This is a genomic window from Marinobacter sp. M3C, from assembly GCF_023311895.1.
Lineage (GTDB): Bacteria > Pseudomonadota > Gammaproteobacteria > Pseudomonadales > Oleiphilaceae > Marinobacter.
The window spans coordinates 3,378,565-3,391,270 of record NZ_CP092284.1; the positions used below are offsets into that span (position 1 = coordinate 3,378,565).

Below are 12,706 nucleotides of genomic sequence, written 5' to 3' on the forward strand. Positions count from 1 at the left end.
TTACTCCTGCGTTTTTAGGGTGATGTGAAGACGGCGCATAGGCACCAATCCCTGGGGTCGCCAAATCATCATCAGCACCATGGCGGCACCAAAGATCAGCATGCGGTATTCAGAAAACTCCCGTGCCAGCTCGGGCAGTATGGTGACGGCAATGGCTGCGAGTATTACTCCAATTTGCGAGCCCATACCGCCCAGCACCACAATGGCCAGAATAATGGCTGATTCCAGAAACACGAAAGATTCCGGGCTTATAAAACCCTGTTTCGAGGCAAATATGGTGCCGGCAAAACCCGCAAAGAAGGCGCCGATGGTAAACGCCGACAGCTTTACCGCGGTGCGGCTGAGGCCCAGAGAACGTGCGGCAATTTCATCTTCACGCAGAGCTTCCCAAGCGCGGCCTACCGGCATTTTCATCAACCGGCGGATAATCAGCGCGGTGATAATGGCCAGTACCAGGGCAATCAAGTACAGGAATATGACTTTGTGTTCGCCGCTGTAGGCGATGCCGAAAGTTTCGTGAAACGAGGTATTACCTTCTTCTTTAACACTCCGGCCAAATTCCATTCCGAACAGGGTAGGGTCGGGAATGCCGCCAATGCCGTTAGGCCCGCCGGTCACGTTGGTCCAGTTGTTCAGAAGTATGCGGATAATTTCGCCAAAACCCAGAGTCACAATGGCCAGGTAATCGCCCCTTAACCTCAGCACCGGAAAACCCAGAAGCAGGCCGAATAACCCTGCCAGTAAAGCGCCCAGGGGCAGCGCCATCCAGAACGAGATGCCGTAATACTGTGACAGCAAGGCAAAGGTGTAGGCGCCTACAGCGTAAAAAGCCACGTAGCCCAGGTCTAGTAGGCCAGCCAGGCCAACCACCACGTTCAGGCCCAGCGCCAGTATTACGTAAATGAGTACCAGCGTGGCCAGATCAACCGCGCCGCGGGAAGAGAAAAATGGCCAGAACAGCGCCACAACGACCAGCCCGGTCAGTATCCAGCTTTCAAGCTTTGCCCGTTTATCTTGCTCCATAGGCTTGCGGCCGGTCAGCGGGTTCAGGTCGCCCACGGCGCCCAGTTTGCCCATTACGCTGTCGCGGAAAAGCTGAAACAAAAACACTACCAGAGCCGCACACGCAATGGCGACGATGGTGGTGGCGTCGGTGCCAGTCAGGACAATATTGACCCCTTCGGCTTCCAGATTCAGCCCCAAAATGGGGTAAGAGATAACAATGGTTACGATGGCACAAAAGAGTGCGTGCCGAACATTGGAAGTCGCCATCAGATTTTTTCAACCTCCGGTTTGCCCAGCAGGCCGGTCGGTTTGAACAGCAAAATCAGAATCAGCAAGCTGAACGAGATGACGTCTTTATATTCACCACTCAGATAGCCTGACGTCATGCTTTCAGCGATGCCTAGAATAAGCCCGCCCAGCATCGCACCCGGAATGCTGCCAATACCACCCAGTACTGCGGCAGTAAACGCCTTTAAGCCAGCGATAAACCCAAATAACGGATCAACCGAGCCGTAGTACATGCCCAGCAGCAGGCCGGCAACCGCCGCCAATGCGGCGCCAATAATAAAGGTGGCGGATATGATGCGGTTGGTGTCTATGCCCAGCAGGTTGGCCATGCCCAGATCCTGGGATACGGCACGGCAAGCGCGACCGGTGCGTGAGCGCGATATAAACGTCGATAGCACGGACATACAGATCAGGGTGGTCACAAAAATGGTGATTTGCATGTACGACAGCGACATCTGGAAGGCGCCGTCCGAACCAAAATTGAAACCGCCTTCGATCAGTAAGGGAAAACCGACGTTGCGGGAACCCTGGGCCAGGTGCATGTAATTTTGTAAAAAGATGGACATACCAATAGCGGAAATTAGCGGGATCAGGCGGTGCCGGCCGCGCACAGGCCGGTAGGCCACTCGTTCTACTGCCCAGCCCATAGAGCTGGATACAAGAATGGCGCAAACAAGAGCTACAACCAGCACCAGAGGCAGCCAGGCAATGCCCAGAGTCGTCAAGCCGGTGATGGCAATAAGCGCAGTGTAGGCGCCAATCATATAAATTTCGCCGTGGGCGAAGTTGATCATTCCGATAATGCCATAAACCATGGTGTAGCCAATGGCAATCAGGGCGTAGGCGCTGCCTATTGTCAGCCCATTAATAAGCTGCTGAGAGAAGTATAGAAGGTCTTGCATGGGGTGCCATCTCCGGAAATCGACTTCTGACAGGCAGAGAAGCGCGCAGCAGGCAATGGTGCCGCGCAATTAACGTTTGGATCAGAAGCTTGGAAAGACACCTCGCAAACGTCGGCAGACTGCGAGGTGTCGTCTCTTTCAGGGCTGCCGCCGGGCTTGCGCCCGAACGACAGCGGCGGGTTGGGGGCCCGCGTTAGTTACTGACCGGAGTCTTGCTGCCGTCTGAATGCCATTCATAAACCACAAATTCGAACGACTTCATGTCGCCGGCTTTGTCGTATTGAACGGTGCCAATGGGCGTTTCGAAGCTGGTGGCGCGCAGTGCGGCGGCCACTTCAAACGGGTCTTTGGAGCCTGCTTTCTCGATGCCTTCAGCTACCAGCTGAACCGCGGCGTAGGACGTCAGTACAAATGGGCCGGAGGGGTCTTGTTCTTTAGCCGCAAACGCGGCAACCAGATCTTTGTTCGCTTCTTTTTCATCGAAGGCCGGAGGCAGGGTAACCAGCAGGCCTTCAGCGGCTTCGCCGGCAATGGTGTTAATGTCTTTATTGCCAACGCCTTCAGGGCCCATAAATATAGCGTCGAGGTCTGCTTGACGAGCTTGGCGCAGAATAAGGCCCAATTCGGGGTGATAACCGCCGTAGTAAACGTAATCGACTTGGGCCTGCTTGAGCTTGGTCACCAGCGATGAAAAATCTTTATCGCCTGCGGTAATGCCTTCAAACATGGCTATTTCAACGCCAGCGTCTTTCAGGGTGTCGCGCACGGCGGTGGCAATGCCTTCACCGTATTGCTGTTTGTCGTGGATAACCGCGACTTTCTTGGGCTTCAAGCTGGCCAAATACTTTCCGGCGACCGGGCCCTGCATGCTGTCCAGGCCGATGGTGCGGAATACCAGTTCATAGCCGCGAGAGGTGATGTCCGGGCTGGTGGAGGCCGGGGTAATCATTAGAATACCTTCGTCTTCGTAAATATCAGACGCCGGCTGGGTAGAGCTGGAACACAGGTGGCCCACCACGTATTTCACGCCGTCGTTGACCAGAGCGTTGGCAACGGTTACGGCCTGCTTGGGGTCGCATACGTCGTCGTATTCAACTGCTACCAGGTTTTCACCCATAACGCCGCCAGCAGCGTTAATACGTTCGATGGCCATCCGCGCGCCAGAAAATTGCATGTCGCCGTACTGCGCAACCGGTCCTGTCATGGGGCCGGCAATGCCTACTTTAATCTCTGCTACGGCGGCGCCTGCGCCCAGCAGGGCAACGGATGCGGCGATAGCTGTTACGAGTTTTTTAACGTTGTTTTGCATTATTGGTTTCCTGTAATCAGGTTATTATTGTGATACTCAGGCATCAACAAAGCACCCACGCTTGGGTGTTGTCAAGCGCAGGCCATTCCAGGTTGCCATCTTGCCGTGAAAATCGTCGTTTGTCTTCTATTTGATCGTGGCCAGGCTATATAAAAGTTGTTGGTGATTGATGGTTTTTGCTGTGGATCGTGATATAAACAACTCTAAATGTTAGTGGTATAAGCATGGCGGGAGCGGCGCGTTGACCAATTATGACGAAGTATTAGTAGCATTACGCCGGGTAATCCGCGCAACAGACCTGCACTCAAAACGATTGAGCAAGAGCGCCGGTCTGACCGCGCCGCAGCTGTTGATTATGCGGACCATACGGGATTTGGGCCAAGTCACTATTGGCACCATCGCTGATAAAATCAGCCTTAGCCAGGCCACAGTAACCACTATTTTAGACCGGCTGGAATTGCGCAAATTGGTGTACCGGGTGCGCAGTACTCAGGATAAACGCAAAGTACACGCCCATCTGACGGAAGCCGGCGGCGAAATTCTGGCCCGAGCGCCCAACCCGTTGCAAGAAGACTTCATCAAAAAATATCAGGCCTTGGCGGAGTGGGAGCAAACCATGATTCTGGCCTCGTTGCAGCGAGTGGCTAATATGATGGATGCAGACCACATAGACGCATCACCGGTTCTGGATGTAGGCCCGGTACTGCGTGAAGATGGTTGGAAGGAAACCTCCAAGTAAGTCTGCATGATAAGGAAGCCGGTCGGGATAAATAGCAGCGGGCGGCGCGTCAGTGCATAACCGCGCCTTTTTTTGGTTGTTGGCCAAAGCAAACCTGAAACACGTCGCTGTAGTGTTTCGCAAAACTGACCGCAATGCCTTCTTTCAAGTAGCCCGGTAGCTCGTCGTAATCGCCTCGGTTGGCCTCTGGCAGAATCAATTGGTTGATTTTCTGCCGCCGCGCGGCAATCACTTTTTCCCGTATTCCCCCGACTGGAAGTACCTGCCCGGTCAGCGTCAGTTCACCGGTCATGGCGATGTTCTGCTGCGGCGCTTCACGGCGGGCAATTGACAGCAGCGCCGTGGCCATAGTAACGCCTGCGCTTGGGCCGTCTTTCGGCGTAGCACCTTCCGGCACGTGCAGGTGGACCAGAGATTTGTCGAAGAACACCGGGTCGCCTTTGTAGCGTTTCAAATTAGACGCCACAAAGCTGTAAGCAATCTCGGCGGATTCGCGCATCACATCCCCCAGTTGCCCGGTCAGTTTGAAACCGCGCTGGCTGTTGTGAATGCGCGAGGCCTCAATGCTGAGCGTAGCGCCGCCCATGGCGGTCCAGGCTAAACCAGTGACGACGCCGATGCCCTTCATCGATTTTTCTTTGCGGAATATAGGCTGCCCCAGGTATTCCTGTACGTCGGCAATGCCAACGCGAATGGGTAAGCCAGGGTTTTCCAGCAGTTTTACGATGCCCTTGCGGATAATTTTGTGCAGCATCTTTTCCAGACCACGCACCCCGGCTTCACGGGCATAACCCTCAATCACCTGTTTTATCGCAGCGTCAGAAATGTTCATCTGCTTTTTAAGCAGTCCGGCGCGTTTCAGCAATTTAGGCAGCAGATGGTGCTTGGCGATCGTCAGCTTTTCTTCCGCAATGTAGCCAGACAGGCGAATCACGTCCATGCGGTCAAGCAGCGGCCGGGGAATGGTGTCCAGCTGGTTGGCGGTGCAGATGAACAACACTTTCGACAAGTCCATGCGCACATCCAGATAGTGGTCCAGAAACTCGCGGTTCTGCTCCGGGTCTAGCGTTTCCAGCAAAGCAGAGGCCGGGTCGCCCTGGTAAGACGCGCCAATCTTGTCGATTTCATCCAGCATAATGACTGGGTTGGCCACTTTTGTGTCTTTCAGCGCCTGCACGAATTTGCCGGGCATGGCGCCAATGTAGGTGCGGCGATGGCCTTTTATTTCGGCTTCATCACGCATGCCGCCTACGCTAAAGCGATAGAATTTGCGCCCCAGCGCGTCTGCCACCGAGTGGCCGATGGACGTTTTGCCCACGCCCGGCGGGCCCACCAACAGCAGGATGGTGCCGCTGACTTCCTTTTTGAAGCTGCCTTCTGCCAAAAACTCGATAATGCGGTCTTTTACATCGCCCAGGCCGTCGTGGTCTTTGTCCAGAATGTGACGCGCCTCGGCTAGGTCGAAATGATCCTGCGAGTGTTGGCCCCAGGGCACCTGGGTTATCCAGTCCAGATAATTGCGAGTAACGCCGTATTCTGGCGAGCCCTGTTCCAAGATTCGCAGTTTTTGCAGTTCTTCATCAAAGCGTTCGCGCACCGCTTCGGGCGGGTCGAGTTCCGCCATGCGCGCTTCGAAACGTTCAGCGTCGGCGGTTTTGTCGTCTTTCGACATGCCCAGTTCGCGCTGAATCACTTTCAGCTGCTCTTTCAGAAAGAACTCACGTTGGTGCTTTTGCACTTTCTGATTCACTTCCGCACTGATTTCTGATTGCAATTTGGCCACTTCCAACTCTTTGCGCATCAGTAGCAGCACTTTTTCCATTCGCTGCAGCAGCGGCACGGTATCCAGCACTTCTTGCAGCTTCGCGCCGGGTTCGCTGGTCATTGAGGCGCCAAAGTCGGTCAGCGGGGAACTGTCTTCCGGGCCGAAGCGCGTCAGGTACTGTTTCACTTCCTCGCCATACAGCGGGTTGGTGCGCAGCAGCTCTTTAATAGCGCTGATAACGGCCATGGTATAGGCCTTGGTTTCGTCCAGATCTTCAGCAGGTTCTTGCGGGTATTCCACTTCAACCAGGTAGGGTGGGCGGCGGCGCAGCCATCGCACAATGCGAAAGCGCTGTAAGCCCTGGGCAATAAACTGAACCTTGCCGTCTTTTTGCTGGGCGTGGTGCACGCGTACGGCGCAGCCCATGGTGGCCAGCTCTTTGCTATCAGGCACGCCCTTTTCGCCGGCTTCGTTGTCAACGTAGCAAATGCCAAGCATGCCGTGATCGGTTTCCCTCACCTTTTTCAAGGTTTCGTGCCAGGGGTTTTGATTGACCATGACGGGCTGTACCTGGGCGGGGAAAAACGGCCGATTAGACACCGGCAGCAAATACAGGCGCTTGGGCAGTGTCTGTTCAGACAGTGCCAGGCCTTTGCTGTCTTCGTCTTTGCCTATGTACTCGGTTATATCTTCTTCGAGCTGTTCCAGAGATTCATTGCTGTTGTCGTCTGTCATGCTACTTGGCTTCCCGGTACTGGGTGTGTTCGGTGTCGAACGTTTGCTATTTACTTGCTGCCAAAACTCTGATTTTCAAGGCCGCTTGTTAACCCCTTTGGCCTGTTCCTCTTGAATTTCGCCGCCGGGCTCCCCATCTTAGCTGTATCTATAAACAGCGACAGATTCAGGTGTCCCGATGAGCAGCTCCCCCTATAGTTTCGAAGCCACAATGGAAAATTTCCAGCAGCAGGTGATGGAAGCCTCTTCCACAACGCCCGTTCTGGTAGACGTATGGGCGGAATGGTGCGCGCCTTGTAAACAGCTGATGCCACTGCTGGAAAAGTTGGCCGATGAGTACAAGGGCGCCTTTTTACTGGCCAAAGTGAATGCCGACCAGCAAGAACAACTTACCGCGAGCTTGGGTGTGAAAAGTCTGCCGACCGTTATTTTGGTGAAAGATGGCCAGGCGGTAGACGGTTTTAATGGCGCGTTAGCGGAAAGCGAGATCCGCAAAGTGCTGGACAAGTATGTGGAAGCGCCCGCCGAGGACCCTTACGAAAAAGCTCACGCGCTTTGGGAAGAAGGCAATCTGGATGGCGCCCTGGCCATTTTGGGCGATATGAACCAGAACGATCCGGAAAACCTGAAAGTGCTGATTGATCTGGCCCAGATCAAAGCCGAAATGGGTGATCTGGACACCGCCGAACAGATTTACAACAGCCTGCCTCCGGAAGAAAAATTGCAGCACCAGGCCAAACAGCTGGCGGCTCGCATCAAATTTTTGAAACAGTCCGCAGAGCTGCCGCCCCAGACCGACCTGGAAATGGCTCTGGAGCAAGACCCGAAAGACCCCAACGCGCTGCACATGCTGGCGCTGCATAACGTGTTAAAAGAAAACAACGCCGAGGCCATGGAACTGCTGATTCGTCTGATGCAGGTAGACAGCAAGTATAAAAATGAAGTGGCCAAGACAACGCTGGTGGAGCTGTTTGAAAAGCTGGGCAACAAAAATGCCGATGTGCGCACCTACCGGCGGAAACTGTATACCTTGATGCACTAGGGGTACAAATTGATGCATTAAACAGCCATCTGGTCTTAAATTAAAAAACGGGTTTACCTCACGGTAAGCCCGTTTTTTGCATATTATTCAAAGTGAAGCGTAGAAGGTTTAAGTTTACGAACGAAATCACGTAGGGTTAGCGATGTTCGACCTTGGTCGGGTGCGGCTTGTCTGGAGGGTGTAAAAGCGTCATTATTCCGTAAGGAATCGAAATTAATCCCCATTTTTCCAGAGTTTTTGAGGGTTATTTAAAAAATTTCGATAAATTGTAGTAAAAAAACTACAATACCGTTCAATTCCAGAAGCAGATTTGCAATCTGTTAAACGCAAATTGTGAAACCTGATCTATGCTTGTTTATGAATAATTAAACGGCGCTGCGGCCCCAACGCCGCAAGCCCCACTGACTGACTCAGCAGCGCAGCCCGTTACATACGGCGCCTGGGCCGCATTTATATAGACGCCTACGGGAGGATTTGATGTACCAGGACGACGATCCGATTGAAACCACTGAGTGGCTTGACGCGCTCGAATCACTGATCGAGCAGGAGGGTGTAGACCGAGCCAAGTACATTCTGGAACGCCTTTCCGAGCGTGCTAGTCGTGACGGCACCCAGCTGCCGTATTCTATTACCACGCCATTCCGTAATACGATCCCGCTTGCACAAGAAGCACGTATGCCGGGTGACCTGTTCATGGAACGCCGTATTCGTTCCCTGATTCGTTGGAACGCTATGGCGATGGTTGTGCGTGCCGGCAAACGCCCGGGTGATCTGGGTGGTCATATTTCCACCTTCTCGTCTGCGGCCACGCTTTACGATGTGGGCTTTAACTATTTCTTCCACGGTGGCGACGAAAAACGCGAGTCAGACCTTGTGTATTTCCAGGGCCACGCCTCGCCGGGCATTTACGCCCGTTCCTTTTTGGAAGGCCGGTTTGAAGAAGCGCAGCTGGACAAATACCGCGAAGAAGTCGACGGCGGCGGTTTGTCATCCTATCCGCACCCGTGGCTGATGCCTGATTACTGGCAGTTCCCCACGGTGTCTATGGGCCTGGGTCCGATTCAGGCCATTTACCAGGCTCACATCATGAAATACCTCGACAGCCGCGAGCTGGTCGAAATGGAAAATCGCAAAGTGTGGTGTTTCATTGGTGATGGTGAATGTGACGAGCCCGAAACCCTGGGCTGTATTTCCAAAGCCAGCCGTGAAAACCTGGACAATCTGGTGTTTGTGATAAACTGCAACCTGCAGCGCCTGGATGGACCGGTACGTGGTAACGGCAAGATCATTCAGGAACTGGAAGGCTCGTTCCGCGGTGCTGGCTGGAACGTGATCAAAGTGGTTTGGGGCCGTATGTGGGACCCGCTGTTTGATCAAGATGAAGACGGCACCATGCAGCGCGCTATGGACGAAGTGGTTGACGGCGAACTGCAGAGTTTCACCAACGGTGGCCCAGCGGCAACCCGCAAGCAGTTTTTCGGCAAGTATCCGAAGCTGGCCAAGATGGTTGAAAACTGGACTGACGACGACATTCAAAAGCTTAATCGCGGCGGCCACGACCCGTACAAGGTGTATGCGGCTTATAAGAAAGCGGCGACACAAGCCAATGGTAAGCCGACTGTTATTCTGGCTCACACCATCAAAGGTTATGGCTTTGGTGCCGCTGGCGAAGCCACCAACACGGCTCACTCGTTGAAAAAACTTGATATAGAAACGCTGAAGTCATTCCGTGACCGTTTCGCGATTCCGCTGAAAGACGACGAGCTGGAAGACGTACCTTATTACCGCCCGGCACCCGACAGCCCAGAGCTGGTGTACATGAAAAAGCGCCGCCAGGATCTGGGTGGCTTCTATCCCAAGCGTCGTAAAGACAGCCAGCCGCTGCAGATTCCCGACTTGGACATTTTCAAGCAGGTTCTTGACGGTTCTAACGGCCGTGAAATCTCTACCACCATGTCGTTCGTGCGTATTCTGAGCGCGTTGGTAAAAGACAAGCGTGTGGGCAAGCGGGTTGTGCCGATTGTTCCTGATGAAGCCCGTACCTTTGGTATGGAAGGTATGTTCCGCCAGCTGGGTATTTATACCTCAGAAGGGCAGAAGTATGTGCCGCAGGATCGCGACCAGATCATGTATTACCGTGAAGACAAAAAAGGTCAGATTCTGCAGGAAGGCATCAACGAAGGCGGCGCTATGGCGGCCTGGATTGCGGCTGCTACGTCCTACAGCAACAACAACTTCCCGCTGATTCCGTTTTACGCGTTTTATTCGATGTTCGGTTTCCAGCGCGTTGGCGACCTGGCTTGGGCCGCTGGCGACATTCAGGCTCGCGGCTTCCTGATTGGCGGCACAGCAGGGCGTACTACGCTGAACGGCGAGGGCTTGCAGCACCAAGACGGTCACAGCCATATCCTGGCCAACACCATACCTAACTGCAAAGCTTACGATCCGGCTTATGCCTATGAAATGGCGGTGGTGATTCACCACGGCATGAAGGAAATGTACGAAGAGAACAAGAACGTTTATTACTACATCACCATGGAGAACGAAAACTACGTTCAACCAGCGATGCCTGAAGGTTGTGCAGATGGCATCATCAAGGGGATGTACAAGTTCAGTTCGGTGGAAGCAAAAGGTAAAGCCAAAACCAAGTTGCGGGTTCAACTGCTGGGCTCCGGCGCTATCCTGAACGAAGTAAATGCCGCTGCCGAGCTGTTGAAAGACGATTGGGGCGTCAGCTCTGATGTGTGGAGTGTGACCAGCTTTAACGAACTGGCCCGCGACGGCCAGCACGTAGAGCGCTGGAACCTGATGCACCCGGATGACAAAGGCCGCAAAGCCTATGTTACTCAGTGCCTGGAAAATCAGACGGGTCCGGTTGTGTCGTCTACCGACTACATCAAGCTGCACTCTGAACAGTTACGGGCGTTTATCCCCAAAACCTTCCTGACTCTGGGTACGGATGGCTTTGGCCGCAGCGACACTCGTGAAAAACTGCGTGATTTCTTTGAGGTTGATCGTTACCACGTTGCCGTAGCGGCTCTGTCTGCTCTGGCGAAAGACGGCGAGATCAAGCACGAGCAGGTTCTTGAAGCCATGCGCAAGTACGGAATCGATCGCAACAAACCGAACCCGGCGCACCGCTAAGGAGACCGCTATGAGCGAGCAAGAAATCAGGGTTCCCGATTTAGGCGGGGCAGATGAAGTTGAAGTTATTGAAATACTGGTCAGCGCCGGTGACTCGGTGGCTGAAGAAGATCCGATTCTGACGGTTGAAACCGACAAGGCATCGGTCGAGTTGCCGTCACCGAGTGCGGGTAAGGTCGTAAAGATCACCGTGAAAGTGGGCGACAAAGTTAAAGAAGGCGACGTTGTCGGTATTCTTAGTTCAGACGACGCGGGCAGTTCTGATGGTGCGAGTGATGACACTTCAGATGGCGCTTCAAATGAAAGCAGCGCGCCAGAGCCTGAGCCTAAAGCCCAGAGCGATGACGCACCGGCTAAGTCTGACGACGGCGCCAGCAAGCCGGCGCCGCGAAAAAAATCCGGTGGCACGCGCACAGAAATCGTGAAAGTGTCTGGTTTGGATGGTTTCGACAACATTCCGATCATCGAAATTAACGTGTCTGAAGGCGATGAGGTTGATGTAGAAGGCGCGCTGGTAACGGTCGAATCCGACAAAGCGACGATGGAAATTCCATCGCCCTTCGCTGGCAAAATTGGCAAGATTCTGGTCAAAGAAGGTGACAAAATTTCCGAAGGCGACGACCTGCTGGAAATGATCATCACTGAAGATGACGCAGATGACGCAGATGACGGCGACGACGCCGACGATTCAGCCTCTGCTGATAGCGGCGATGCTGGCAAGAAGCAGCCCGCCGCGCCCGAGCAGCCGGCTGCGGCTAGCGATAACAAAGCCAAGCCTGCAGACACCGGTTCTGTAACCTATGAAGCGCCCGCCGCTGGCAGCAAAGTGCACGCTGGCCCTGCGGTTCGCAAGCTGGCCCGCGAACTGGGTGCAGACCTGGCCCGCGTGAAGGGCTCTGGCCCGAAAAGCCGAATTGTTAAAGACGACGTGCACGGTTACGTGAAGGCTCAGCTGCAGCAGGCGCAGCAGGGCGCCGTAGTGCCCGGCACCAGCGGCATTCCTGGTGTGAAACTGCCAGACTTCAGCCAGTTTGGTGAAGTTGAGCGGGAAGGTATGTCGCGCATGATGTCGGTTACGGCGCTGAATATGCATCGCAGCTGGCTGAACGTGCCACACGTCACCCAGTTCGAAGACGCCGATATCAGCGATATGGAAGATTTCCGTAAATCGTTGAAGGCGTTGGGCGAGAAGAAAGGCGTGAAAATGACGCCACTGCCGTTCATGCTCAAAGCCTGTGCCGCGGCTCTGGCTGAACTGCCCCAGTTCAACGTAGCGCTGGATATGGACCGCAAAGAGGTTGTACACAAGAAGTACATCCACATCGGTATTGCAGTGGATACGCCTCACGGTTTGATGGTTCCGGTGATTCGTAATGTCGACCAGAAAGGCCTGTGGGAGCTGGCGGCAGAAAGCGCAGAACTGGCGCAGAAAGCCCGCGACAAGAAGCTGAAGCCGGCAGAAATGCAGGGCGCCTGTTTCACCATTACCAGCCTTGGCGGTATTGGCGGCACGGCCTTTACGCCGATTGTGAATACGCCGGAAGTGGCAATACTGGGTGTGTCCAAAGCGGCGATGAAACCGGTGTGGGACGGCAAAGCCTTCCAGCCGCGGCTGATGCTGCCGCTGTCACTGTCTTACGATCATCGCGCGGTGAACGGAGCAGACGCAGCGCGCTTTACCTCAGCGCTGGCTCGGTTGATGGGCGATATTCGTACCCTGTTGCTGTAAGCGAGAGTGAGGGGGCCGGTTGCTTAACCGTGCCGGTCCCTGACATAA

8 protein-coding genes are annotated in these 12,706 nt (G+C 54.2%); 4 read left to right on the forward strand and 4 right to left on the reverse strand.

All coding sequences use genetic code 11. The features are described 5' to 3' along the window. The 3 genes from livM to MIH18_RS15830 all read right to left on the reverse strand — a co-directional run bounded on the left by livM (position 1) and on the right by MIH18_RS15830 (position 3,504). Entirely contained in the window at positions 1-1,272 is a 1,272-nt protein-coding gene (gene livM / locus MIH18_RS15820; protein ID WP_249012836.1) for a high-affinity branched-chain amino acid ABC transporter permease LivM, read from the reverse strand. Next, positions 1,272-2,195 (reverse strand): high-affinity branched-chain amino acid ABC transporter permease LivH, encoded by a 924-nt coding sequence (gene livH, locus MIH18_RS15825; protein WP_249012837.1) that lies wholly within the window; start codon positions 2,193-2,195, stop codon positions 1,272-1,274. The genes livM and livH overlap by 1 nt, the downstream gene beginning before the upstream one ends. Before the next feature lie 193 nt (positions 2,196-2,388). Next, a complete protein-coding gene (locus MIH18_RS15830) occupies positions 2,389-3,504 on the reverse strand; it encodes a branched-chain amino acid ABC transporter substrate-binding protein (protein ID WP_249012838.1) in 1,116 nt (371 codons plus the stop codon). Positions 3,505-3,745: 241 nt separating this feature from the next. Here MIH18_RS15830 and MIH18_RS15835 point away from each other — a divergent pair, with 241 nt between their 5' ends. Then, a complete protein-coding gene (locus MIH18_RS15835) occupies positions 3,746-4,243 on the forward strand; it encodes a MarR family transcriptional regulator (RefSeq protein ID WP_007352601.1) in 498 nt (165 codons plus the stop codon). A gap of 49 nt (positions 4,244-4,292) precedes the next feature. Here the strand turns inward: MIH18_RS15835 and lon are convergent, their stop codons facing one another. Further along, a complete protein-coding gene (lon, locus tag MIH18_RS15840; RefSeq protein ID WP_249012839.1) occupies positions 4,293-6,743 on the reverse strand; it encodes an endopeptidase La in 2,451 nt (816 codons plus the stop codon). A 178-nt stretch (positions 6,744-6,921) separates the two neighbouring features. Between lon and MIH18_RS15845 the strand changes: the two genes are divergently transcribed. From MIH18_RS15845 to aceF, 3 genes are all read left to right on the forward strand, one after another. Next, positions 6,922-7,785 carry a co-chaperone YbbN gene (locus MIH18_RS15845; RefSeq protein WP_249012840.1) on the forward strand — a complete coding sequence of 288 codons (864 nt, stop codon included), beginning with the start codon at positions 6,922-6,924 and terminating at the stop codon, positions 7,783-7,785. 477 nt (positions 7,786-8,262) lie between these two features. Beyond that, positions 8,263-10,929 (forward strand): pyruvate dehydrogenase (acetyl-transferring), homodimeric type, encoded by a 2,667-nt coding sequence (aceE, locus tag MIH18_RS15850; RefSeq protein WP_249006362.1) that lies wholly within the window; start codon positions 8,263-8,265, stop codon positions 10,927-10,929. Positions 10,930-10,939: 10 nt separating this feature from the next. Beyond that, complete coding sequence (aceF, locus tag MIH18_RS15855) at positions 10,940-12,658, forward strand: dihydrolipoyllysine-residue acetyltransferase (protein WP_249012841.1); 1,719 nt, start codon at positions 10,940-10,942, stop codon at positions 12,656-12,658. Positions 12,659-12,706 lie beyond the last annotated feature (48 nt).

Excerpts from the sequence above, each read along its gene's own strand:
- MIH18_RS15830 (WP_249012838.1), bottom strand. The coding sequence starts at position 3,504 with ATGCAAAACAACGTTAAAAAACTCGTAACAGCTATCGCCGCATCCGTT.
- aceF (WP_249012841.1), top strand. The coding sequence starts at position 10,940 with ATGAGCGAGCAAGAAATCAGGGTTCCCGATTTAGGCGGGGCAGATGAA.
- aceE (WP_249006362.1), top strand. The coding sequence starts at position 8,263 with ATGTACCAGGACGACGATCCGATTGAAACCACTGAGTGGCTTGACGCG.
- livM (WP_249012836.1), bottom strand. The coding sequence starts at position 1,272 with ATGGCGACTTCCAATGTTCGGCACGCACTCTTTTGTGCCATCGTAACC.
- livH (WP_249012837.1), bottom strand. The coding sequence starts at position 2,195 with ATGCAAGACCTTCTATACTTCTCTCAGCAGCTTATTAATGGGCTGACA.
- lon (WP_249012839.1), bottom strand. The coding sequence starts at position 6,743 with ATGACAGACGACAACAGCAATGAATCTCTGGAACAGCTCGAAGAAGAT.
- MIH18_RS15845 (WP_249012840.1), top strand. The coding sequence starts at position 6,922 with ATGAGCAGCTCCCCCTATAGTTTCGAAGCCACAATGGAAAATTTCCAG.